At 65.9% G+C, this 24,453-nt stretch carries 23 protein-coding genes; 17 read left to right on the top strand and 6 right to left on the bottom strand.

Annotated features, from left to right (window positions below):
• Window positions 1–5 precede the first annotated feature (5 nt).
• The 17 genes from CVM52_RS03595 to CVM52_RS03515 all read left to right on the top strand — a co-directional run bounded on the left by CVM52_RS03595 (window position 6) and on the right by CVM52_RS03515 (window position 18,672).
• Window positions 6–722, top strand: coding sequence for a hypothetical protein (locus CVM52_RS03595; protein WP_100161232.1), 717 nt, complete (start codon window positions 6–8; stop codon window positions 720–722).
• Between the two features lie 280 nt (window positions 723–1,002).
• Window positions 1,003–2,700: an ATP-dependent acyl-CoA ligase gene (locus CVM52_RS03590; RefSeq protein ID WP_100161231.1), complete on the top strand. Its 1,698-nt coding sequence runs from the start codon at window positions 1,003–1,005 to the stop codon at window positions 2,698–2,700.
• A gap of 221 nt (window positions 2,701–2,921) precedes the next feature.
• Window positions 2,922–3,614: a GntR family transcriptional regulator gene (locus tag CVM52_RS03585; protein WP_100161230.1), complete on the top strand. Its 693-nt coding sequence runs from the start codon at window positions 2,922–2,924 to the stop codon at window positions 3,612–3,614.
• Between the two features lie 58 nt (window positions 3,615–3,672).
• Window positions 3,673–4,665 carry a TRAP transporter substrate-binding protein DctP gene (gene dctP, locus CVM52_RS03580; protein WP_172720894.1) on the top strand — a complete coding sequence of 331 codons (993 nt, stop codon included), beginning with the start codon at window positions 3,673–3,675 and terminating at the stop codon, window positions 4,663–4,665.
• A 63-nt stretch (window positions 4,666–4,728) separates the two neighbouring features.
• Window positions 4,729–5,241: a TRAP transporter small permease gene (locus tag CVM52_RS03575; RefSeq protein WP_100161228.1), complete on the top strand. Its 513-nt coding sequence runs from the start codon at window positions 4,729–4,731 to the stop codon at window positions 5,239–5,241.
• A gap of 11 nt (window positions 5,242–5,252) precedes the next feature.
• Window positions 5,253–6,566 (top strand): TRAP transporter large permease, encoded by a 1,314-nt coding sequence (locus CVM52_RS03570; protein WP_306372747.1) that lies wholly within the window; start codon window positions 5,253–5,255, stop codon window positions 6,564–6,566.
• A 74-nt stretch (window positions 6,567–6,640) separates the two neighbouring features.
• Window positions 6,641–8,041, top strand: coding sequence for an FAD-binding oxidoreductase (locus CVM52_RS03565; protein WP_100161227.1), 1,401 nt, complete (start codon window positions 6,641–6,643; stop codon window positions 8,039–8,041).
• Window positions 8,038–8,778, top strand: a complete 741-nt coding sequence (locus CVM52_RS03560) for an HpcH/HpaI aldolase family protein (protein WP_100161226.1) — start codon at window positions 8,038–8,040, stop codon at window positions 8,776–8,778. The genes CVM52_RS03565 and CVM52_RS03560 overlap by 4 nt, the downstream gene beginning before the upstream one ends.
• 270 nt (window positions 8,779–9,048) lie before the next feature.
• On the top strand, window positions 9,049–9,840 hold the full coding sequence (locus CVM52_RS03555) for a cyclase family protein (RefSeq protein ID WP_100161225.1): 792 nt from the start codon (window positions 9,049–9,051) through the stop codon (window positions 9,838–9,840).
• 10 nt (window positions 9,841–9,850) lie between these two features.
• Window positions 9,851–11,416, top strand: a complete 1,566-nt coding sequence (locus tag CVM52_RS03550) for a phytoene desaturase family protein (RefSeq protein WP_100161224.1) — start codon at window positions 9,851–9,853, stop codon at window positions 11,414–11,416.
• A complete protein-coding gene (locus CVM52_RS03545) occupies window positions 11,413–11,859 on the top strand; it encodes a MarR family winged helix-turn-helix transcriptional regulator (RefSeq protein WP_100161223.1) in 447 nt (148 codons plus the stop codon). Before CVM52_RS03550 ends, CVM52_RS03545 begins: the two co-directional genes overlap by 4 nt.
• Window positions 11,860–11,872: 13 nt before the next feature.
• Complete coding sequence (locus CVM52_RS03540) at window positions 11,873–13,420, top strand: phytoene desaturase family protein (RefSeq protein ID WP_100161222.1); 1,548 nt, start codon at window positions 11,873–11,875, stop codon at window positions 13,418–13,420.
• Between the two features lie 99 nt (window positions 13,421–13,519).
• Entirely contained in the window at window positions 13,520–15,058 is a 1,539-nt protein-coding gene (locus CVM52_RS03535; RefSeq protein WP_100161221.1) for an ABC transporter substrate-binding protein, read from the top strand.
• Between the two features lie 66 nt (window positions 15,059–15,124).
• Window positions 15,125–16,132 (top strand): ABC transporter permease, encoded by a 1,008-nt coding sequence (locus CVM52_RS03530; protein ID WP_100161220.1) that lies wholly within the window; start codon window positions 15,125–15,127, stop codon window positions 16,130–16,132.
• Window positions 16,125–16,991, top strand: a complete 867-nt coding sequence (locus CVM52_RS03525) for an ABC transporter permease (protein ID WP_100161219.1) — start codon at window positions 16,125–16,127, stop codon at window positions 16,989–16,991. The genes CVM52_RS03530 and CVM52_RS03525 overlap by 8 nt, the downstream gene beginning before the upstream one ends.
• Window positions 16,988–17,869: an ABC transporter ATP-binding protein gene (locus CVM52_RS03520; RefSeq protein ID WP_100161218.1), complete on the top strand. Its 882-nt coding sequence runs from the start codon at window positions 16,988–16,990 to the stop codon at window positions 17,867–17,869. The genes CVM52_RS03525 and CVM52_RS03520 overlap by 4 nt, the downstream gene beginning before the upstream one ends.
• Window positions 17,866–18,672: an ABC transporter ATP-binding protein gene (locus CVM52_RS03515; RefSeq protein WP_100161217.1), complete on the top strand. Its 807-nt coding sequence runs from the start codon at window positions 17,866–17,868 to the stop codon at window positions 18,670–18,672. The genes CVM52_RS03520 and CVM52_RS03515 overlap by 4 nt, the downstream gene beginning before the upstream one ends.
• 14 nt (window positions 18,673–18,686) lie before the next feature.
• On the opposite strand, the gene CVM52_RS03510 is transcribed toward CVM52_RS03515, so the two are convergent.
• The 6 genes from CVM52_RS03510 to CVM52_RS03485 all read right to left on the bottom strand — a co-directional run.
• Window positions 18,687–19,199 (bottom strand): flavin reductase family protein, encoded by a 513-nt coding sequence (locus tag CVM52_RS03510; RefSeq protein ID WP_100161216.1) that lies wholly within the window; start codon window positions 19,197–19,199, stop codon window positions 18,687–18,689.
• A complete protein-coding gene (locus CVM52_RS03505; protein ID WP_100161215.1) occupies window positions 19,200–20,114 on the bottom strand; it encodes a LysR substrate-binding domain-containing protein in 915 nt (304 codons plus the stop codon).
• Between the two features lie 23 nt (window positions 20,115–20,137).
• A complete protein-coding gene (locus CVM52_RS03500; RefSeq protein ID WP_205964862.1) occupies window positions 20,138–21,295 on the bottom strand; it encodes an acyl-CoA dehydrogenase family protein in 1,158 nt (385 codons plus the stop codon).
• 140 nt (window positions 21,296–21,435) lie between these two features.
• Complete coding sequence (locus CVM52_RS03495) at window positions 21,436–21,909, bottom strand: MarR family winged helix-turn-helix transcriptional regulator (RefSeq protein WP_100161213.1); 474 nt, start codon at window positions 21,907–21,909, stop codon at window positions 21,436–21,438.
• 313 nt (window positions 21,910–22,222) lie between these two features.
• Window positions 22,223–23,611, bottom strand: a complete 1,389-nt coding sequence (lpdA, locus tag CVM52_RS03490) for a dihydrolipoyl dehydrogenase (protein WP_100161212.1) — start codon at window positions 23,609–23,611, stop codon at window positions 22,223–22,225.
• Window positions 23,604–24,453, bottom strand: an 850-nt coding sequence (locus CVM52_RS03485; RefSeq protein WP_100161211.1) for a dihydrolipoamide acetyltransferase family protein, incomplete at its 5' end; no start/stop codon positions are given. The genes CVM52_RS03485 and lpdA, both read right to left, overlap by 8 nt.

Raw genomic sequence — 24,453 nt, 5'->3', positions numbered from 1 at the left:
CCGCCATGTCGTTCTGCTATTTCGTCCTGTTCAGCCACCCGCAGGATCCCACCCTGCGGCTCGCCCCGGCCCAGGCGGCGGCGCTGCGCAACTGCCTCGCCACGCTCCCGGGCCTGCGCAAGGCGCATTTTTACACCCCGGCCGAGGCACGCGACCGGTTCATCGATGACGGCGCGCCGCCGGTTTTCGGGCTGCAACTGTATTTCGACACGCTGCAGGCCCTTGAAAGCGCGGTTTGCAGCGGGGGCGCCTTTCACAGCCTGGTCCAGCAAGGCGGCTTGTCCAGCCTCGACGCGGCCAAGGCCGAACAGCAAGCGATGCTGCTGCGCCCCTATGACGTGCCCGAACCGAAACCGGCAAGCGCGACGGCAACCAGCTTTCTGGTCTGGTATCCCGGCCCGGCCGATGACCTGCAAGCCTGGCTGGGCGCCTATCTGCGCGGCCACGCACCGCTGCTGCGCCAGTTCCCCGGTCTGCGCGAATTGGAGATCCTGTCGCGGGTCGACTGGATCGACCAGTTGCCCTGGCCGCGCGTGCAGCATATGCAGCGCAACCGCGTGATGTTCGACAGTCCCGAGGCGCTGACCGAGGCGCTGTTTTCACCGGTGCGCGAGGCGCTGCGCGACGATTCGGCAACCGCCCCACGATACAGCGGCGGCAACCGGCATTACCCGATGCTGACCGAGGTTGTGGCCGGCCCCGCCAGCGCCTCCGCACGGTAAACGGTAAGAAAACTCCCTCCAACCTAAAGAAATCCAACCTGCGGGAGAGGCTGCGGCGCCATCTTGAGCACGGTGCGGAAACTTGTCGGGAAGCGACGGGATTTCTCTAACATCTTGTAATATCGAAATACCACTCAATGCGCGGGCATCGCCGCGAGACTCTTGCGACGACGTGCACAGCCAAGACTCATCCAAGCCACCCGCAAAACTATTTTAAGCTTGTAATATCTTGGCGGCTGTCGTGATGTAGGCCACACCCACCCCCCAATGGAGGCGCGCCATGTCGGACACAGATAGCCAGACCCTGTTTTCCCCCGAGGCCACCGCAGCCTGCCCCCTGCTCGACCCTGAAACCGCGCAACGCTATCGCGACGAGGCGCATGCGCGCGCCGACCGGCTGGAGCAAGAGATCCCTCCGGCGGCACGGACCCTGCCCGCGCTGCTGGCCGCGCGGGTTCAGGCGGATGGCGACGGGGCGCTGGTTGGCATGGACAGGGTGACCCTGTCGGCGGCAGAACTGGCCGACCAGGCCGCGCGGATCGCTGGCAGCCTGCGCGCAGCCGGGGTCAAAGCCGGCGACCGGGTCGCCATCATCAGCACCAACCGCATCGAGTTCATGCCGCTGTTCTGCGCGATTGGCTGGATCGGGGCGGTGGTGGTGCCGATCAACACCGCCTCGCGCGGGCTGCAGCTGCAACATATCCTGGAAAATTCGGCCGCCCGCCTGCTGGTGCTGGAGGCCGAGTTCCTGGCCAATCTCGACACCATCGACCGCACCGGCCTGGCGCTGGAGACCGTGTTCGTCCTCGCCCCCGACGCCGACCTGGAACTGCCCGACGGGGTGCGGCCGATGCCGGCCCCGGCCGAACCGCTGCCGGCGGTCGAGGTCAAACCCGCCGATCCGCTGGCCATCCTCTACACTTCGGGCACCACCGGCCTGTCCAAGGGGGTGATCTGCCCGCATGAACAGTTCTTCTGGTGGGCCATCACCACCGGGCGCCAGCTGGGAATTCGCCCGGGCGACGTGCTGCACACCACCTTGCCGCTGTTTCACACCAATGCGCTGAACTGTTTCTTCCAGGCGCTGGTCTTCGGTGCCGCCCAATCGCTGTCCCAGCGCTTTTCCGTCTCCGGCTTTTTCAAGGCGCTCAAATCCTCCGGCGCCGATGTGACCTATCTGCTGGGGGCGATGGTGCCGATGCTGTTGTCCCGCCCGGAAAGCGCGGAAGAACGTGACCACCACACCCGGATCGCGCTGGCGCCGGGGGTGCCGGCGCAGTTTCACGACGCCTTCCTGCGGCGCACCGGCATTCTGCTGCTGGACGCGTTCGGCTCGACCGAGTCCAACAACGTGATCCAGACCGAGGCGCTTAACCCGCGCCCCGGCATGATCGGCCGTATCACCAAAGGGTTCGATGCACGGGTGGTGGACGAGTTCGACAACGAAGTACCCGATGGCACCGCCGGTGAATTGCTGTTGCGCGCGGATGCGCCCAATGCCTTTGCACATGGCTATTTCGCGATGCCCGACAAGACGGTCGAATCCTGGAAAAACCTCTGGTTGCATACCGGCGACCGCGTCGTGCGCGCGCCCGACGGCTATTTCCGCTTTGTCGACCGGATCAAGGAAACCATCCGCCGACGCGGCGAAAACATTTCCTCCTTCGAGGTCGAACAGGGCGTGATGAGCCACCCCGCCGTCGCCACCGCGGCGGTGTTTCCGGTCGCCTCGGAACTGGCGGAAGACGAGGTGATGGTCGCCGTGGTGCTGAAAGACGGCGCCACGCTGAGCGGCGAAGAGCTCATCCGCCATTGCGAAACCCGCCTGCCCTATTACTCGGTGCCCCGCTATGTCGATTTCCGCCATGACCTGCCGCGCACCGAGAACGGCAAGATCCAGAAGTTCAAGCTGAAGGAAGAGGGAATCACCGACTCCACCTGGGACCGCGAAGCCGCCGGCGTTACGCTGCGCCGCTGAACGCCGACCCAATCCGACGGATCTGGAGGCCCGACCGCTGTGTCGGGCCCTGGCGATTGCCAGTTTTCGCAGCACACAAGCTACGAACGCAAAATATTCCGGCAAAAAATTCCCCAATATATCAAGCACCAAGAACTTTTTATGAAGGAAACTTGAAAGAATTTTGTTGCCAAATTTATTTCATACTTAAAGGTATACAGAGTTAACGCACGGTGTTGTCCATGTACGTACCTCTACGTGACAGAACCCAGCCACTGGCCCAGATGGTGTATCAGGGCCTGCTGCAGGATATCGCCGCACGGCGCCGTCTGGCCGGCGAACGGCTGGTCGAAGCCGAGATCGCCCGCGCGCTCGATGTGTCACGCACACCGGTACGCGAGGCCCTGAACCGGCTGGAAAACGACGGCCTGATCGAAAGCGCCAAGCCGACCGGCTATGTGGTCACCTGCCCGTCGATGGACGATGTGCGCGACATTTTCGAAATTCGCCGGGCGCTGGAACCGGTCGCCTTTGCCTCGGTGGTACGCGACGCCACACCCGAGCTGGCGGCTGATCTGACCCGCCGCCAGGAGGCCATCGAACAGGCCGAGACCCCCGCCGCGTCGGCGCAGGCCAATAGTGCCTTCCGGACGTTCTGGCTGGACCGTATCCGCAACCAGCGGCTGCGCGACACGCTGCTGCGCTTCCACATGCAGGTGCACCTGGTCCGCGCGGCGACGCTGCATTCCGAAGCCGGCCGCACCGCCGCCAAGGCCGGCACCCGCCGCCTGGCCCAGGCCTATTGCGACCGGGACGAGATCGCGGCCCATGCCGCCATGCAAGACTTTGTAGATGCCGCCCTGTCGTTTTTCGAACAGGCCGAGGCGGAGGGCGCTCTACAGACCCACCCCGCGCCCGAACGACGCGGGCAATAACATTGGCCAAAAGGCATGCCGATCAACGGCCGGGCCGCTCAACCACAGTGAGGAACACATGAAAACTTCCACTCTCATTCGAGGCGCAGCCGCAGCGGCCCTGCTTGCGGTGTCCTCGGTCACCGCCCAGGCCGAAGACGTGATCCGCGCCGTAACCTTCGTGCCGGCGCAGGTGTCGTTCGCGAAGAACTTCCAGAAGTTCGTCGACATGGTCAATGAACGCGGCGAGGGCGTCGTCAGCATCCAGGTGATCGGCGGTCCCGAAGTGATTCCGAACGAACGCATGGGTGACGCGCAGAAAAACGGCATCGCGGACATGTTCCTGCTGCCCGCCGGGCTCTACCTGAACCTGGTGCCCGAAGGCGAAGCCTTTGCCGGTTCCAACCGCAACCCGATGGAAGTGCGCGCCGACGGCGGGCTGGAGCTGATCAACGAAGCCTTCCACGAAAAGGGCAACACCCACGTGCTGTCCCATGTCGACGGCGGTGCCGGCTTCCACCTCTGGACCACCAAGGAGCCCACGATCAACGAGAACGGCGAAGTCGACCTGACCGGCCTGCGCCTGCGCACCTCGCCGCTCTACCGGGCCTTCTTCGAGGAACTCGGCGCGACCATCGTCGTGCAGGCGGCCGGCGAGGTCTATACCTCGCTTGAACGCGGCGTGGTGGATGGCACCGGTTACCCGATCTCGGGCATCCGCGATTTCGGCTGGGACAAGTTCCTGAAGTACCGGATCGATCCCGGCTTCTTCCAGACCGACGTTCTGATCTCGATGAACCTCGACGCCTGGAACGGGCTGTCGGATGAGGCGAAAGAGATCCTGAACCAGGCCGCCATCGACCACGAGATCGCGTCCTACGAAGCCGAAACCCAGCTGATCGCCGACGAGACCGCGGCGCTGACCGAGGGCGGGCTCGAGATCGTCGAACTGGAAGGCGAACAGCGCGACCTGTTCCTGACCAAGGCCTACGACATCAACTGGGCCCGACTGAAAGAGCGTGATCCGACCTATCACGATCAGCTCAAGGAAATCTTCTTCGAAGACTTCTGATGCCACGGCGGGCGCTGCCTGCGCCCGCCTCTCCCGCCCCGTCTGCCGCGAAAGACCCTATCCATGGCCATGATGCTGCGAGTCCTCGACTCGATCTCCAAACTCCTCTTCCTGCTGGGGTGCCTTTTCATTTTCGCGATCGTCTGCGTCGTGAACTACGACGTGCTGTCGCGCAACTTCGGGCTGCCGACGGCAATCTGGGCGGTCAACTCGGTCGAATACGCCATGCTGCATCTGACCTTCCTGGTGCTGCCTTACCTCGTGCTGACGCGCGGGCACGTCTTCGTCGGCGCCCTGCTCGCCTACATGCCGCAAGGCATGCGCCGGGTGTGGGAAACCGGCTTGCACCTCATCTCGGCGGCGATCTGCTTCTACATGTTCTGGTACAGCGGCCAGTCTTTCCTGCGCGGATGGGGTGACGGGTCCTACGAGGTCCGCGCCTTCGACATGCCGATGTGGGCGGTCTATTCGACCATGCCCATCGGCTTCTTCTTCGGCGGGCTGCAGTTCCTCGCCTTCTTCCCGCGGCGCGAAAGCTTCTTCGAAGCCAGCGCAGACGCGCACGCCGGTCTCTAAGGATACGCGACATGATGGACTGGACCCTCTCGATCGCGATCCTCATCGGCGGATTGCTGTTTTCCATGGGAATCGGGCTACCCGTGGCGCTCGGCTTCCTGCTGATCAACGTGATCGGCACCTATTTCTTCATGGGCGGCGTCCGCGGCATCGACCAGATGATTGCCAACGCCACCATGGCGGTATCGACCTATTCGCTGGCGCCGGTGCCGCTGTTCCTGGTCATGGGCTCGCTGTTCTTCCACTCGGGCCTGGCGCGCCGGGTGCTGGACGCGATCGACGTGCTGATCGGGCGCCTTCCGGCGCGCTTGTCCTATCTGACCGTCACCTCCGGCACCGTCTTCGCCGCGCTGTCGGGCTCGTCGCTGGCCAATACCGGCATGCTGGGCACGCTGATGGTGCCCGAGATGATGAAACGCGGCTATAAAAAGCACATGGCCATCGGGCCGATCCTCGGTTCGGGTGGCTTGGCGGTGATCATCCCGCCCTCGACGCTGGCGGTGCTGTTCGGGTCGCTGGCGCGGATCGACATCGGCGGCCTGCTGGTCGCCGGCCTGCTGCCCGGCCTGATCCTGGCCTTCCTTTATGCCATCCTGATCTTCGTCCAGGCGAAATGGGATCCGACGGCGGCGCCGGTCTATGACTATGTGCCCAAACCGATCGGCGAGCGTGTGCTGATCTTCTGCCGCGACATCCTGCCGATGGCGGCGATCATCTTCGCGGTGGTCGGCTCGATCCTCACCGGCATCGCCACCCCCACCGAAAGCGGCGCGCTCGGCATCCTGGCGGTGGGTATTCTGGCACTGATCTTCCGCGCGCTCGACATGAAGGCGGTCACCACCGCCGTGGCCGACGCCGCACGGGTGACCGGCATGACTTTCCTGCTGATCACCGCATCCTCGACCTTTGCCCAGCTTCTGGCGTTTTCCGGCGCCTCGAACGGCTTTGTCCGCTGGGCGACCTCGCTCAACATGGGTCCGACCGAAATGCTGCTGGTCATGGCGCTGATCCTGCTGTTGCTGGGCATGTTCATGGACCAGGTCTCGATGATGCTGATCACCCTGCCCGTTTTCGTGCCAATCGCGATGTCGCTGCAATTCGACATGATCTGGTGGGGCCTGATCATGCTGCTGATGCTGGAGGTCAGCTTTACCACCCCGCCCTTCGGACTGTTGTTGTTCGTGATGCAGGGGGTCAGTCCACGCGGCACCACGCTGCCGGAAGTGGCCCGCGCCGCGCTGCCCTATATCCTCTGCGTCTTCCTGCTGGTCGGCTTGGTGATCGTCTTCCCGACCCTGGCGACGCTGATCCCGTCGATGATGTAGGCGCCCGGCGCCGAACACCTGTCAAACCCGTCGCGCCCTGCGGGGCGCGACGCCCATACGGTGGAGCCGACCCCATGACCAATTTCGCGACCCATCTGGCCAGCCGCCTCGGCGCCGAGGTGATCACCCCGCGCGGCGCGATTCCCGCCAGGTATCACCACGACTGGACCGGACTCGACCCGGTCGAACCGCTGGCGCTGGCGCGCCCTCGCAGCACCGAAGAGGTCGCGGCGATCCTTTCGGCCTGCCACGCCGCGGGCATCGCCGTGGTGCCGCAGGGCGGGCTGACCGGCATCTCCGGCGGCGCGCATCCGGCCGCCGACGGTATCGTGATCAGCCTGGAAAGGCTGAACCAGATCGACGCGATCGACACCGATGCCGGCACCCTGACCGCCGGCGCCGGCGTGGTTCTGGAAACCGCGCAGCAGGCGGCGCGCGACGCCGGTCTGCTGCTGGGCATCGACATCGGCGCGCGCGGGTCGTGCCAGCTGGGCGGGGTTCTGGCTACCAATGCCGGGGGCAATACCGTGATCCGCTATGGCATGGCACGCGATCATGTGTTGGGGCTCGAGGTTGTGCTGGCCGATGGCACCATCGTCGAAGGCATGAACACCATGCTCAAGAACAATGCCGGGCTGGACCTGAAACAGCTGTTCATCGGATCGGAAGGCACGCTTGGCATCATCACCCGCTGCGTCCTGCGCCTGCATCCGCTGCCCCCGGCCAAGGCCACCGCCTTTGTCGGTTGCGCCGATACCGACAAGGTGATCGCCCTGCTGCGCGCAAGCCGCGCCGCGCTGGGGCCGATGCTGTCGAGTTTCGAGGTCATGTGGCCCAGCTTCTTCGACTTCATGTCCCAGGCCACCGGGTTGGGCTCGCCACTTGCCGACCCGCATGGTGCCTATGTCATCATCGAGGCCACGGGCTTTGACGCCACCGCAACCCGCGAGACGCTGGAACAGCTGTTCGAGACCGCCTTTGAAAAGGGTCTGGTGGAAGACGGGGTGCTGGCCCGCTCGGTCAAGGAGGAACAGGCGCTGTGGGCGGTGCGCGAAAGCCCGGCGGAATATGAACGCGTGCTTGGCCCGGTGATCCCCTTCGACGTGGGCATCCCGATCCGCCTGATGGATCACGCGGTCACCACCATCGGCGCGGCGATCAAGGCGGCCTATCCGACCGCCCGCGCGCTGTGCTACGGCCATATCGGCGATTCCAACCTGCATGTGGTGGTAAACGTGCCCGAGGCCGGGCGCGCCCAGCCGACCCACGAGGTCAAGGACCTGGTCTATGGCCTGGTGCGCGACATGGGCGGCACCGTTTCGGCCGAACATGGCATCGGCACGATCAAGCGCGCCTACCTGGCCCATTCGCGCAGTGCGGTTGAAATCGGCCTGATGCGCGGGTTCAAGGGCCTGCTCGATCCCAAGGGCATCCTGAACCCTGGAAAAAGTTTTGATGGCGTGGGGGCGGAATGAACGGACTGAGACAGAAAATCGCCGGGCGCAGCCCGCTTCGGGGGCCGTTCCTGGGCATCCCATCGCCGATGACGACCGAGATCGTGGCGCAGGCACAGCCCGACTTTGTCTGCATCGATACCGAGCACAGCCCCATCGGCGATGCGCTGCTGACCGAGATGATCCGCGCGGCCCAGCTGCATTCCGTCCCGGCGCTGGTGCGGGTGCGCAGCCAGCAGGCGCAGAACATCGCCGCCGCGCTTGACGCCGGCGCCTGCGGCATCCTGGTGCCGCATGTTTCCACCGCGGCCATTGCCGCCGACGTGGTGCGGGCCGCCCGGTTTCCGCCGCAGGGCAACCGGGGCGCAGGCCCGGCCCGCGCCGCCGGTTATCTGCGTGACATCGGCGGCTATATCGAACGGGCGCGCCGCGACACCGTGGTGATGGTGCAGATCGAAACCGTGGCGGCGGTGGACAACCTTCCCGAGATCCTGGCCGTCGAGGGGATCGACCTGGTGCTGGTTGGCCCCGGCGACCTGGCCGTCGACATTGCCGCCCGGCCCGGCGCGGCACCGCTGGAGCAGATGATAGACCGGATCCTCGCCGCCGCCGCGGCGGCGGATGTGCCGGCGGGCATCTTCGCCGAAGACCGCGACGCCAGCCGCCGCTGGCTCGAACGGCTGAGTTTTGTCATCGAAGGCTCGGACGCCTTCCTGCTGACCAAGGCCATCGACGCAGCGATGGCGCCGCTCGGCTGAGCGCTTCGGGGCCTGGCCCCGAAGCCCCGGAATGTTTGCACTTGCAGCAATTCGCCAAAACTACGCGCATAAATATCAGGCAGGCCTTCACTACTGAAATCCGGCAAATCCCGCTATTTTTCGCATCATTTCTCAATATCCGACAAATCCGGGAAAAAATTTCGATTTAAACCCCCGAGACAAATAGTTTGAACTTGAAAAAAGACGATACATGCATTTGCATATCTTTTGACTCACTACCTTCACCCAGCAGACAGAGGGGGATCAATTATGACTGCGAAAGACACCCTGGCCCATTTGGCCACAGCATTGCTCGACGGGTCGATCAAGGTGATCGACTGCACCGGGCCGCTTGGCCCCAACACGCCGCTGCTCAAGCTGCCGCCGGAAATCGCCGATGACACGCCCCCGATCGAGATCCACCAGATCTCGCGCTATGGCGATCGCGGCCCGTTCTGGGCCTGGAACTGGCTGAAGCTGGGTGAACATTCCGGCACCCATTTCGACGCGCCGCATCACTGGATCACCGGCAAGGACTATGCCGACGGATCGGTCGACACCATCGATCCGCAATATTTCATGGCGCCCGCCAATGTCATCGACTGTTCCAAACAGGCCGCGGAAGACCCCGACTTCCTGCTGACTGTCGATCACGTCAAATCCTGGGAAGCCGAAAACGGCGAGATCCAGGAAGGCGAATGGGTGCTGATGCGCACCGACTGGGACCAGTACAACACCGACGAGGCGAAATTCCTGAATGCCGACGAGTCGGGCCCGCATACCCCCGGCCCGACCGCCGAGGTGATCCAGTACCTGATGGAAGAGAAAAAGGCGCTGGGTTGGGGCTCGCAATGTATCGGCACCGATGCCGGCGCCGCCGGCGGGTTCGAAATCCCCTTCCCGGCGCATAACCTGCTGCACAAGCACAACCGCTATGGCCTGGCTTCGCTGACCAATCTCGACAAGCTGCCGGCAAAGGGCGCGATCCTGGTGACCGCGCCGCTGAAGATCGTCGAAGGCACCGGCTCGCCGATCCGGGCCATCGCGCTGGTCGCGGCCTGACACCGCCGCCATGACAGCCGCTCCGGATATCGCCATTGTCGGGTCGGGCATCAACGCCCTGACCGCCGGTGCGATGCTGGCCAAATCGGGCAAGCGCGTCGCGCTGTTCGATCAGGCCGATGACCCGGGCGGTTGTATGCGGACCGAACCGCTGGCCGAGGGGGCGGTCTACGACCCCCTCGCCACCACCTTCGTTTTGTGGGTCACCGGCGGGGCGCATGGCGTGCTGGGCGAGGATCTGGCCCGCCACGGCGTTGAATTCTGCACCACCGACACGCCGACCGGGGTGCTGCTGCCCGATGGCCGGGCGCTGACCTATCGCATGGACCGCGCCGCCAATGTCGCCGCCTTCGACGCCGCCGCGCCCGGTGACGGCGCGCAGCTGGCGGCGGACCTGGATGCCTTCGGCGCCAATGCCGACCTGATCTTCGGCCTGATGGGCGGCGATCCCTGGTCGAAATCCACCGCCAAACTCCTGGCCCGCGAGGCCTGGCAGCGCAAGCCGCACGGCCTGGCCGCCACGCTGGGCGACTCGCTGCAATCCATGCGCGGCTGGCTGGAACCCTCTTTCGACAGCGACCTGGCCCGTGCCCTGTGGGCGCCCTGGTGCCTGCATGCCGGGCTGGGCCCCGAAGCGGCGTTTTCCGGACAGATGGGCCGGGTGATCGGTTTCGCTCTGGAACTTGCCGGCGCGCCGATTGTCAAAGGCGGCGCCGCCAACATGGTGCGCGCGCTGGTCGCGATCATCGAGGAACACGGCGGGACCGTGCGCTGCAAGGCCGAGGTCGCCGAAATCACCAGCGCGGCAGGCAAGGTGACCGGGCTGGTGCTGGCCGATGGCGAGACGGTTGCGGCCGGCACCGTGCTGGCCTCGGTCACGCCGCATCAACTGTACGACCGGCTGGCGCCCTCTGCCGATCACGCCGAGGATCTGCGCAGCTATCGCTATGGGCGCGGTAATTTCCAGCTGCATTACCTGCTGAACGGGCCGGTCGGCTGGACCACCCCCGGCCTGGACAATGTGCAGCTTCTGCACCTGACTCCCGGCCTTGACGGCGTCTCCAAGGCGGTGAACGAGGCCGAGCGCGGGCTGCTGCCCGAGGTGCCGACAATCTGCGTCGGCCAGCCCTGCGCCGCCGATCCGGGCCGCGCCCCGGACGGGCAATCGGTGCTGTGGCTGCAGATGCCCGAGGCGCCGCGCGTGGTCAAAGGCGACGCCGCCGGCGACATATCCGTGCCCGCCGACGGGACCTGGAGCGCGGCGCTGCGCGAAGCCTATGCCGACCGGATCGAAGGCCTTCTGGCCAATCATATCGACGGCCTGCGCGACCGCGTCATCACCCGCCGGGCGATCTCTCCCTCCGATCTCGAAGGCTATAACCCCAATCTTGTCGGCGGCGATCCCTATGGCGGCGCTTGCACCATCGACCAGTTCTTCCTGTGGCGGCCCTTTGCCAGCAGCCGCCGCCACGACACCCATCTCAAGGGGCTGTACCATATCGGCGCCTCGACCCATCCGGGCCCCGGCCTGGCGGGTGGCTCGGGCTTTCTGACGGCGCGGGAGCTGGGCGCATGATCGAGCGCGCCGAAGTGCTGGAGGATTTCACCCCCTACCTGATCAACCGCATCATCGCCCGGTACAACAAGGGCGTGGAATCCGCCCTGAAGGCGGCGGGTGTCTCGGTGGCGCAGATGCGCGCGCTGGCCGTTCTGGCCGAAGCTGAGCCTTGCACCATCAACGAATTGTCGGTGCTGACGGTGATCAAGCAATCGACCCTGTCGCGCACGTTGGACAACATGGAACAGGCCGGCCTGATCCGGCGCGAGGCGCGCGACAGCGACAACCGCTATCGCCGGATCAGCCTGACCCCGGCAGGCTACGAGGCCTATAAAACCGCCTGGCCGGCGATGCTGGCGATGCAGGACACCATGCTTAACGCGCTCGACCCGACCGAACGGGTGACTTTGAACAAGCTGCTGGTGCGGGTGTTCTACGACATCCGGCACCACGAGTTCTGACGAAAAGGCAGACATGACCGCACCAATCGTCATCATAGGCTCTGGCATCAACGCCCTGGTCGCCGCCGCCGACCTGACCGCGCGCGGCAAAAAGGTGCATGTACTGGAACGCCACGCCACGCCCGGCGGCGCCGTGCGCACCGAAGAGCTGACGTTGCCCGGCTTCCGCCACGACGTGGCGGCGATGAACCTGTCGATGTTCGCCGGCTCGCCCTTCATGGCGGCGCATGGCCCGGCCATGGAACAGCACGGCCTGTCGCTGGTGCCGATCACACGGCCGTTTTCGCAGGCGCTGGAGCCCGGCGACTACATCGGTGTCTCCACCGATGTCGAGGAAACCCTCTCCACCTTCCAATCCGATGCCGACCGCGCCGCCTGGCGGGGCATGATGGCCGATTTCCCCGCCCGCGTCGGCGCGATTGGCGGGCTGCTGGGCACCCCGATGCGGCGCGGTCCGCTGGCGCGGTTCCTCTGGCAGACCTGGCGCCGGCTGGGCACCGCCGGCAGCCTGGAGCTGGCCCAGTTCCTGATGACCTCGCCGCGCGCCTGGTTGGATGCCAGTTTTGCCGATCCGCGGCTGAAGGCGGCGCTGGCCAGCTGGGGTCTGCATCTGGATTTTGCCCCCGACATCGCCGGCGGCGCGATCTTTCCCTATCTCGAGGCGATGGGCGGCCAGGCCATGGGCATGGTGATCGGCAAGGGCGGCGCTGATACCGTCACCCGCGCGCTGGTTGCGATGATCGAGGCCGGCGGCGGCACCGTCGAATGCAATGCCGAGGTGACCGCGATCCGCCAGGCCGGCGGCAAGGCCACCGGCGTTTCCGTGAACGGGCGCAGCATTGCCGCCGACACCATCCTCGCCGGGCTTGCCCCGCGTCACCTGCGCCGGCTGCTGGGCCAGGGCTCGGGCGATGCGCGCTTTGACAAGGCGCTGTCGGGGTTCCGCCACGCGCCGGGCACCATGATGCTGCACCTCGCGCTGGACGGGCCGGTGCCGTGGACGGCGGCGCCGCTGCGCCAGTTCGCCTATGTCCATGTCGGCCGCTCCATCGATGTGGCCGCCAAAACCTATGCCCAGGCCATGGCCGGGCTGCTGCCCGACACGCCGCTGCTGGTGGTCGGTCAGCCCAGCGTGTTCGACCCGACGCGCGCGCCCGACGGCAAGCATACGCTGTGGGTGCAGATCCGCGTGGTTCCGGCCGAAATCCGCGGCGACGCGGCAGGCCAGATCACCGCCACCGAATGGCCCGAGGTCAAGGAGGCGATGGCCGAGCGCGCGCTGGACCTAATCGAGGAACAGGCCCCCGGCCTGCGCCGGTTGATCCTGGGCCGCCACGCGGTGTCGCCGCTGGACCTGGAGACCGAGAACCCCAACCTGGTGGGCGGCGATCAGCTCTGCGGCTCGCATCACCTGACGCAGAATTTCCTGTTCCGCCCGGTGCGCGGCTTTGCCGATGGCCACACCCCGGTCAAGGGCCTGCATATGATCGGCGCCGCCTGCTGGCCGGGCGCCGGCACCGGCGCCGGCTCGGGCTATTTCGCGGCCCGCGCCATCGCATGAGGACACGTCAACCATGACCCGATCGCACAGGTAAGACCACGACCCAGCATGAGTGAGACCGGCCAACCGGTCCGAATGAACCCAACAGGAGTGTTGAATATGACGGATTTCACGACCCTTTCCCGCCGCGGCTTCCTCGGCGCCTCGACCGCCCTCGCCGCGCTTGCCGCCGCCGGTGTGCCGGCCCTGGCCCAGGACGGCAGCAGCCTGACCATCGCCTATAACATCCCGGTCCAAAGCTGGGATCCCACCACCGGCCCCGCCGCGGTGAACCCGGTGCTGCAGGCGGTCTATCTGGCGGTCTTCGACCGCTTCATCGGCCAGGCGCCCGATCTGTCCTTTGAACCCGGCCTGCTGACCGACTGGGGCTTTAACGAGGATAAGACCAAAATCACCATGACCGTGCGCGAAGGGGTGAAATGGCACAATGGCGCCGATTTTACCCCCGAAGACATCGTCTGGTCGCTGGAGCGTGCCGGCAAACCGGAAACCGGAAACCCGATCCAGTTCGTCTGGGGCAAGATCGGCAATTTCTCGATCGACGGCCAGGTGATCACCGCCGATGTGCTGCAATTCGAACCGGCGCTGTTCAAATGGATGGCGTTCCTCACCGGCTTCGTGATGCCCAAGGATTATTACGAAGAGGTTGGCGCCGAAGGGTTCGAAAAAGCCCCGGTCGGCACCGGGCCCTATATGGTCGACGCCTTCGAACAGGGCGCCTATGTCCGGCTCAAGGCCTTCCCCGACTATTGGGGCGAGGCACCCGCCTTCGAAACCGTGACCATCAAGTTCGTCACCGACAGCGCCTCGCGCGTGGCCGAGGTGGAATCGGGCAGTTCGGACATCACCGTGAATATTCCCTACGAGGATTACGACCGGCTGATCGCCAAGGACGGCCTGTCGGGCGAGGCGATCCCGATCACCGATATCGGCATGATCTTCCTGAACGACATCGAAGTGATGACGGACCGGAACGTGCGCCTGGCCGCGCATCACGCCATCGACAAGCAACTGATCATCGACCGGCTGCTGCGCGGTTACGGAGTGCCGCTCTCGACCCTCGAGGCGCCCGGCTATGCCGCTTTCGACGAAAGCATCGTGGTCGAATACGACCCCGAGAAATCGGTCGAATTGCTGGCCGCCTCCGGCTATTCCCCGGACAACCCGGTCAAGTTCACCATCCAGACCACCCGCGGCTTCAAGCCCAAGGATTACGAGATGGTCCAGGCCATCGTCGGCATGTGGCGCAAGGTCGGGATCGAGGCCGAGATCGAGGTTTACGAGATCGCCAAGCATTACGAGCTGCGTGCGGCCGACACGCTGGCGCCGGCGGCCTTCTACAACTGGGGCAACTCGATCGGCGATCCCTCCACCTCGACCGGCTTTGCCATGTTCGGCCCCTCGCCGCATTCGGTCTGGGACGGGCAGGACCTGATCGACCGGATCGGACCGCTGTTCGGCGAACCCGACGAGGAAAAGCGGATTGCCGGTTACAAGGCGGTGTCAAAACTGATTGCCGACGAGGGCTATGTGATCCCGCTGCTGCAATATGTCATGCCCATCGTGCACAGCGACGCGGTGACGGTGACCCCCTATACCTCTGGCGACCTGCTGCCGCAGGCCGTCGGCAAGGCCTGACGCCACCCGTCAGGCAGGCTCCGGGCCATTGCACCCGGCCCGGAGCGCGAATTTTCCGAGGGTTCCATGCTGCTGAAAACCGTTCTGGTCCGGCTTGCCACCATGGCCGTCACCCTGCTGGGCGTGGCCATCGTGGTGTTTACCCTGGTGCGGGTCGCGCCGGGCAATCCGATTGCGATGATGCTGCCGCCGGGCGCCACTGAAGAGGACATTGCCCGGCTGACCGCGCTGTATGGGCTGGACAAAAGCCTGCCGCAGCAATTCGTGATCTGGCTGGGCGGCGTGGTGCAGGGCGATTTCGGCACCTCGATCACCCTGCGCCAGCCGGTGGACGACCTGGTGCTGTCACGGCTGCCCGCCACGCTGGAACTGTCGGTCATGGCGCTGCTGATCGCACTGGCCCTCGGCGGGCTGGTGGCGGTGCTGGGCGCGCGGCACCGCGGCACCGGCGCCGAGGTCGGGCTGGACCTGACCAGCGGCGCGGTGCTGTCGATCCCCGATTTCCTGTGGGGGCTGCTCTTCGTGCTGCTGTTCGGGGTGCTGTGGCCGGTGCTGTCGATTTCCGGCCGCATCGACCCGCGGATCGAAATCGGCTTTGCCACCAATTTCTACCTTGTCGAGGGCCTGTTGCGCGGACGGTTCGACGTGGTCGGCTCGGCCCTGTCGCATATGATCATGCCGGCGATGTCGCTGGCCCTGCCGCTGGCGGCGATGATCGCGCAGCTGCTGAAACAGAACCTGAAAGGCGAATTGCTGCAGGATTACGCCACGCTGGCGCGGGTGCGCGGTTTTTCCGAAACCAGCGTGATCCTGCGCGAGGCGCTGCGCAATGCCGCGCTGCCCACCATCGCGCTGGTCGGGGTGCAGTTCACCTTCCTGATCGGCGGCACGGTGATCGTCGAACGGCTGTTTGCCTATGAAGGCTTGGGCAACATGGCCATCGACGCGGTGATCAATCGCGACCTGCCGCTGATCCAGGGCATCGTGCTGCTGTTCGCGGTGCTGTTCATCGCCATCAACCTGCTGGTCGACCTGTCCTACACCCTGCTGAACCCAAGGCTGCGCGATGGCTGACACAACCACCTCTGCACCCCGCGCGCATCACGGCGGCGGGCTGAACCTGCGCTTCTGGCTGCCGCTGACCTGGCTGGGCCTGCTGATCCTGGCCGCCCTTTTCGCGCCCTGGATCGCCCCGCATGACCCGCTGGCGCAGGACCTGCTGCTGGAACGCCTGCCGCCTTTCTTCCTGCCCGGCACCGAAGCCGGCTATTGGCTGGGCACCGACAGCCTGGGCCGGGATGTGCTGTCGCGGATGATCTACGGCGCCCGCATCGCCCTGTTCGTCAGCCTGATCGCCGCGGTGACGACCTGCGTCTTCGGCTCGGCGCTGGGGCTGCTGGCCGGGTTCTACGGCGGCTGGTGCGACCGGGTGATTTCCCGGCTGGTCGATATCTGGATGGCCTTCCCGCCCGTGCTGTTCGCGGTGCTGCTGGTCGCGGTGATGGGCACCGGGCTGACCTCGGTCATCGCCGCCATCGCGCTGATCGACTGGACCCGCTTTGCCCGCGTGGTGCGGGCCGAGACGCTGGGTCAGACCCGGATGGATTACGTCGACAGCGCCCGCATCGGCGGCGCGCAGCGGCTTTCGACCCTGCTGACCGAAATCCTTCCCAATGTGCTGCCCACCATCGTGGCGCTGCTGACGCTGGAAATGGGCATCGCCATCATCGTCGAGGCGATCCTCAGCTTTGTGAACCTGTCGATCTCGACCGACGACCCGACCTGGGGCTCGATGATCGCCGAAGGCCGCAACGCCATTCATTTCGCCTGGTGGGTCCTGCTGTTCCCATTGATCGCCCTGTTCCTCAGCGTGCTCAGCTTCTCGGTGCTGGGCGAAGGGCTGAAACAACGCTTTGACCCGGTGCTGCAATGACCGGCCCGACCCTCGACATCCAGAACCTGACCGTGGCGCTGCCCAACGGCGCGCCGCTGTTGCGCGACGTGTCGCTGCGGCTGCAGCCGGGCGAGGTGCGCGCGCTGGTCGGCGAAAGCGGCGCGGGCAAGTCGATGATCGGCAAGGCTGTGCTGGGCATCCTGCCACCCAAGGTGCGGCGAACGCGGGGCGAGATCCTGTTACGGGGCCAGCCTCTGAACGCCCTGTCCCCTGCCCGCCGCCGGCGCGAGGTGGCGGCATTCTCGGCGCTGATCCCGCAGGACCCGCTGACCGCGCTGAACCCGCTGCGCAAGATCGGGCCGCAGATCCTGGACCCGCTGCGCCGCATCCATGGCTGGAGCACCACCCGCGCCCGCGACCGCGCACTGGAACTGCTGGAGCGGGTGCAGATCCGCGCGCCCGAACGGGTGCTGGACAGCTACCCGCACGCCCTGTCGGGCGGCATGCGCCAGCGCGTGTTGATCGCCGCCGCCTTTGCCCCCTCGCCCCGTCTGATCGTGGCGGACGAACCGACCACGGCGCTGGACGTGACCGTGCAGAAAGAGATCCTGCGCCTGATCCGCGAATTGCAGCAGGAAACTGGCACCGCGGTGCTGTTCGTCACCCATGACATGGGCGTGGTGGCCAAGATCAGCCAGCAGGTCACCGTGCTGTTTGCCGGCAAGGTGATGGAGGACGCGCCGACCGCACAGGTCTTTACCGGCGCGGCGCATCCCTATACCCGCGCGCTGATCGCCGCGACGCCCAGTTCCGCCGACCTGACCCGGCCCTTTTCGCCGGTGCCATCTGACCTGATCGGCGAGTTGCACGCGCAGATCGCACGCGAGGATGCCCTGCGCAGCGAGGCCACCCGATGACCGCGCTGTTTTCTGTCCGCGACCTGTATCTGTCCTTCCCCGATCACAGCCGCAAGCCACTGTTCGGCCCGGCCCCGCGGATCGAGGTGCTGAAAGGGCTCAGCTTTGACATCCCCGAGGGCCGGATCACCGGCATCGTCGGCGAATCCGGCTCGGGCAAATCGACGCTGGGCCGGGTCCTGGTCCGGCTATTGGCGCCGCAAAGCGGCCAGGTTGCCTTTGCCGGACAGCAAATCGGCCAGCTGGACGAGGCCCACTTGCGACCGATCCGCCGCGATCTGCAGATGATCTTCCAAGACCCGATGTCTTCGCTCAACCCGCGCCACCGGGTCTGGCAGATCATCGCCCGCCCGATGCAGCGCTATGGGCTGGGCGGCGGCCGCGACAAGGCTGTCGAGGCGCTGGAAAAGGTCGGCCTGCCCGCTGAATTCGGCGCGCGGTATCCGCATCAGCTGTCCGGCGGCCAGCGCCAGCGCGTCGGCATCGCGCGGGCCATCGCGCTGGGGCCCCGGTTCATCCTGGCCGACGAGATCGTGTCGGGTCTGGACGTATCCAGCCAGGCCCATGTGCTGACCCTGCTGAAGGATCTGGCCCGCGACATGCAACTGACCGTGGCATTCATCAGCCACGACCTGTCGGTGATCCGCCATCTGTGCGACGAGGTGATGGTGCTGGATCACGGCCAGATCGTCGATCACGGCCCGGTGCAGCGGGTCTTCGATCAGCCCGGTTCCGATGTCACCCGGTCGCTGTTGGCGGCGATCCCGCTGCCCGAACTGGATGACGGCTGGTTCGACCGGTAAATGCGCCGCGCCGCTCAGGCCGCCGGTGCCAGCGCCCGGAAGGCCGAGCGCGCATAGATCAGCGCCTCGCGCTCGGGCGACAGGCAGACCTCGCTGATCTGGCCTATGAACACCGTATGGCTGCCCACCGTATTGGTGTCGGCCACCGCGCAGGACAGCGACGCCAGCGCACCGTTCAGCCGTGGCTGCCGGGCCCGGCATTCGCTCCAATCCGCGCTTTGGAACTTGTCGGCGCCGGTGACCCCGCCCGACCCGGCGAACAGCAGCGCAAGATCGCGGTCGGTCTCTGACAGCAATTGCACGCTGAACCGGCCATTGCGCGCAATCTCGTCACAGGTCGCGCTGGCACGGTTGACGCAGACCAGCAGGCTGGGCGGGCTGTCGGTCAGGGAACAGACCGCCGTGGCCGTCATCCCGCGCCGCCCGGCGCCGGTGCCGGTGGTGATCAGCGTCACCGCGCCGGGAAACAGGCTCATCGCCTGGCGAAAATCGTCCTTGGAGATGCGGCAGGGCGTGTCGGGTGTCATTCAGGTCTCCATCGCGCGTTTCAGCAACTGGTACAGCCAGGTCAACCCCGGATCGGCGGCAAGGGCCTCGTTGACCCAGAAATCTACGTCAAATTGCGGCACCGCAAAGGGCATTTCCACATGCCCGAACTCGCCATGCCGGTTCACCATCTGGCAGACCGACCACGGGAACAGCGCCACCAGGTCGGTGCGCCGCAAGATCTCCGGCACGATGGTGAAATGATCCACCTGCGCCGCCATACGATAGGGCACGCCCAGTTCGGCGATGACCTCGCGCGCCATCCGGTACCCCGTGGCGTCGCGACCGACATCGATAAAGGACTGCGCCGCAAAGGTCTCGGCGCTCCAGTCGGCGCCGGCATCGGGATGCCCGGCGCGGTAGAGGCACACGATCCGGTCGCGCAACAGTGTCCGCCCCAGGTTGCCGCCCTGCTCCAGCAGCGGCTGGTATTTCACCGCCGCATCCACCTGCCCGCTGCGCAATGCCGCCGACAGGTCATCGGGATGCACCCGGATCGACTGGACCCGCACCTGCGGCGCCTCGCGGTTCAGCGCCTCGATCAGGCGCGGCAACACCACGAATTCACCGGTATCCGACATCGCAATGCGGAAATGCCGCGTTGCCGTCGCCGGGTCGAAGGCGCGCGACTCGTGCATCGTGTCGGCGACGATCCGCAGCGCTTCTTCGAAGGCCGGGCGCAGCGCCCGCGCCGCCCGCGTCGGCTCCATGCCATTGCCGACCCGTACAAAAAGCGGATCGCCGAAATCCTCGCGCAGCCGCCGCAGCGCATGGCTGATCGCGGGCTGGGTCAGGCCCAGCCGGGTCGCCGCCGCGGTCAGGCTGCCGCCTTCGCAGATCGCCAGGAACACCTTGATCAGGTTCAGATCGAAACGGTGCAGGGCCTTGCTGTCCATCGCGAAACCGGCACTCTTCAGGCTTAGGGATAGCCGCGCGGCGGCTCCAGCCCGGCCAGAACCCGGCCCGCCTGTTCCATGGTGATGTCGGTCACCGCCGCGTGCTGGGTCACCACCATGGCGTCGCGCAGATGCCGCTGCATCTCGCTCTGCCGGGCGATCACTCCCATCCCCGAGATCCGATAGGCCTGCTGCACCACCTCGGCGCCCATATGCGCGGCATTGGTGGCACTGATCCGCAACAGGTTGGTCTGTTCCAGCGACACTGGATCACCGGCCATCAGCATGTCCCAGGCCTCTTCCGCGGCCTCGTAGAAAAACGCCCGCGCAGCGCGCAGCCTGGCCTCGCATTCGGCCAGTCCCGACAGGAAATAGCCGCGATCGCACAGCCGCGAATGGCCCACCATGATCTTGGCCGCGCCAGACACCGACTTGGCATATTCGATGGCCGCGCGCGCCAGCCCCAGATTGCAGGCGGCGTGGACCTGCGCCTGATAGGCCAGCGCCGGATACCGGTATAGCGGCTCGTCGATGACGCCGGGCGCACCGCGTTCGCAGATCCAGCGGTCGGCATAGAACTTGTCGGTCACGCTGGTGTCATGGCTGCCGGTGCCCTGCATCCCCGAGACGTCCCAGGTCTCGATGATCTCGACCTCATCGGCCGGCGCCACCGCCATCATCACTTTCGGCACTTCGTCGACCGGGGCGCCTTCGGCCCGCCCGGCGATGCCCACGCCGATCCAATCCGCCGCCATGCAGCCCGAAGCAAATTTCCACCGGCCGCTGACCTGCCAGCCACCCGGAACGCGCCGGGCCTCCTGCACCGGGTGCAGGCCGCCGGCAAACACCTGGTCGGGGCCGTCGGCATACATGATCTCCTGCGCCTCGACCGGCAGCGCCGCGGTATAGGTATTGGCCGAGCCGAAGGCCGCGACCCAGGCCGCCGACCCGTCGACCGTGCCGATCTTGTCGACCATTTTCAGAAAGTGATGCGGCGCCATGGCATCGCCACCGAACCGGGCCGGCGTCGCGGACCGGAAAATCCGCGCCGCTTTCATCAGCGCGACGATATCCTTCGGGATGTGGCGCTGCCTTTCGAACACGTCGCGGCGGGCGCGGATTTCCGCAAGCAGCCGGTCGAATTCCGGCGTCTGGGTCAGCCTGGAAAAATCAACCGTCACTGCCGGTTCCCCGGATGTCACGGCTATCGATTGTTGAGCGGTCATCGCGGCCCCCTGTCAGCATGGCAAAACCATGCATCCAGTCTGGGCATTATGCCACTTCATAATTGTAATGCATACTATGAACTGGATTTATATATTCAGTCGCGTGCCGTGCCATGCCGGATGTCCAGCATGATCGACACGCCGCGCGCCGCATCCGCCTCGGACACGTTGCGGAACATGTCGTTGATCCAGCCCCGGTGATTGACCGCCATTTCATCCATCAACGCCCGGCCGGATTCGGTGATCTTGACGACAATCGCCCGCCGATCGGTCGACAGGCTTTGCCGTTCCGCCAATTCATCGGCCACCAGCCGGTCGACAACGCCGGTGACATTGCCATTCGACACGATCAGGTGCTGCGACAGTTCGCTCATCTTCATCCCCTCGGGATGCGCGTGCAGCGCCGCCAGCACATCAAAGCGTGACAGCGTGGTGCCATAGCCCTCGCGCAGCTTCTCGCGCAGCCCGCCTTCGACATGGCGCACCGCCTTCAGCATCTGCAGCCACAGCCGCAACCGATGCACGGCAAGCCGGTCCTCCTCTCGATGATAATCCGCGATATCGTCCATCAGCCGGTCCTGGCAGTCGTTGAAATTGCTTCAAATATCAATGAATTCAGCGCCCGGGTAAAGCCGCTGATGCCTTGCATCGCGACCACCAGCACAGGACCCCACATGGCGCACCCTGCTGATCGTCGCATTTCGGCAATAAACCCAAGCAAGTGTCGACTGCCAGGACGGGACCGGCGGTTCCCCCGGCCGCGAATTCCATCAGTTTGAAAAGACTGCCTTTGAAGCATCCACGCTGCACAACAGTGCCGTCGAGGCGCGTCCACCCCATCAGTACCAGGCTCCCTGTTCCCCCGGCGATATCCGCAGGCCCTCAGCCGTGATTGGCCATCGAGGCTTCGGCCAGGGCGGCCTCCTGCAAGGCTTCGCTCAATGTCGGATGCGGATGGATCACCGCCGCGATATCCTCGATCCGCAGCCCGGTTTCGATTGCCTGGGCAAATCCGGCGGTCAGTTCCGACACGCCCGGCCCGGCGGCCTGGATGCCCAGGATCACATGGTCGGACTGCCGGGCGACGATGCGCACCATGCCTTCGGCATCGTCCAGGGTCAGCGCCCGGCCATTGGCGCGGAAGGAAAATTCCGACACCGTGACCGGGCCTTCGGTTTCGGCCTCGCGCGGCAACAGACCGACGCTGGCGATCTCGGGATCGGTAAAGCAGACGGCGGGCACACAGGCCTTGTCCCAGGCGTTGGCATGGCCGGCGATCACATCGGCGGCAATTTCGGCATGGGCCATTGCGCGATGCGCCAGCATTGGCCCGGCGGTGACGTCGCCGATGGCATAGACCCCGCGCATCGAAGTGCGGCAACGATCGTCGATCTGAATGAACGGGCCCTCCATCTTCAGCCGCAATTCCTCCAGGGCCAGCCCGTCGGTATTGGCGGTGCGCCCCACGGTCACCAGCACCTTGTCGAATTCCAGCGTCTCTGTCTTGCCGTCGTGTTCCACCTGTAGGCGGCCCGTGCCATCGTCCCAGCCCGTCACCTTGGTGTCCAGCCGTAGCCCGATGCCCAGTTCGCCCAACCGCCGCCGCACCGGCCGGGTCAGCTTTTCGTCATATTGCGGCAGGATCGTCGGCGTCGCTTCCAGCAGCGTCACCGCGCTGCCCAGCTTGGCAAAGGCGGTGCCCAGTTCCAGCCCGATATAGCCCGCGCCGATCACCGCCAGCCGCTGCGGCGGCTGATCCAACGCCAGCGCGCCGGTGGAATCCAGCACCTTGCCCCCGGTCGGCAGGCCCGGCAGATCGACCGGGCGCGACCCGGTGGCAATCACCACGTTCTCGGCCCGCACCGTGGTGGTGCCGGTATCGCCCACCACCTCGACCGTCTTGCCGTCGAGGAACCGGGCGCGCCCGTGCAAGGTTTTCACCCCGCTGCGTTCCAGCAGACCGACCACGCCGGACCGCAGGCGCGACACCACGCCATCCATCCACTCGCGCGTCTGGCCGAAATCCAAGCGGGGCTCGGCCACGGTGATGCCGTGCATGCCCTCGCCCGCCTGCCGCCGGGCGGTGGCGAACAGATCGGCCGCGTGGATCAACGCCTTGGACGGGATACAGCCCACGTTCAGGCAGGTGCCCCCCACCCGGCCGCTTTCGATCAGGATGGTATCGACCCCCAGCCGCGCCGCGCGCGAGGCGCAGACATAGCCGCCGGGACCGCCGCCAATCACCACAAGGCCACACCGAAGATCACTCATCGCGCCACTCCATGAACAACATCGCCGGCAGTTCCAGCAACCGTTTCAGCGCGGCAACGAATTCGGCCGCGCCCCAGCCATCCACCACCCGGTGATCAAAGCTGCAGGACAGGTTCATCATCCGCCGCGGCACAAATTCGGAGCCGTTCCAGACCGGCCGCACGGCAATCTTGTTGACGCCGACAATGGCCACCTCGGGGTGATTGATGATCGGCGTCGTCACCACCGCGCCCAGCGGGCCCAGCGAGGTCACCGTCAGGGTCGAGCCAGACAATTCCTTGGGCGAGGCGCGCCGCTCGCGCGCGGCGTCCGACAGGCGCCGGATTTCGCGCGCGGTGTCCCACAGGTCCAGTGCCTCGGCATGGCGCAGCACCGGTACCATCAGACCGGCATCGGTCTGCGTCGCAATCCCGCAATGCAGCGCCGCGTGGCGGGTGACCACCCCGGCCTCGTCGTCGAAGGTCGCGTTGATCTCGGGGTGATCCACCACCGCCTCGCTCAGTGCGCGCAGCAGGAAGGGCAACAGCGTCAGCCGCCCCCGCGCCTCGCCGAACCGGCTGTTCAACCCGGCGCGCAGCTCTTCCAGCGCCTCGACATCGACCTCCTCGACAATCGTGAAATGCGGGATCCGCTGCTTGGCCAAAGCCATGCGCTCGGCAATCGCGCGGCGAATACCGGTGACGCGGATTTCCGCCTCGCCCGTGCGGGCAACCGGGCCGCCGCTGCGCACCGGCTCGGCACCGTGGGCGATGAAATCGTCCAGATCCTCGTGCAGGATGCGCCCCGCCGGACCGCTGCCGCGCAGGCGGCGCAGGTCGATGCCCAACTCGCGCGCCCGGCCG

This window comes from Pseudooceanicola lipolyticus (genome assembly GCF_002786325.1).
GTDB classification, from domain to species: Bacteria; Pseudomonadota; Alphaproteobacteria; order Rhodobacterales; family Rhodobacteraceae; genus Pseudooceanicola_C; species Pseudooceanicola_C lipolyticus.
The sequence above is the reverse complement of the archived record's forward strand: the minus strand, read 5'-3'. Positions and strand labels throughout refer to the sequence as shown.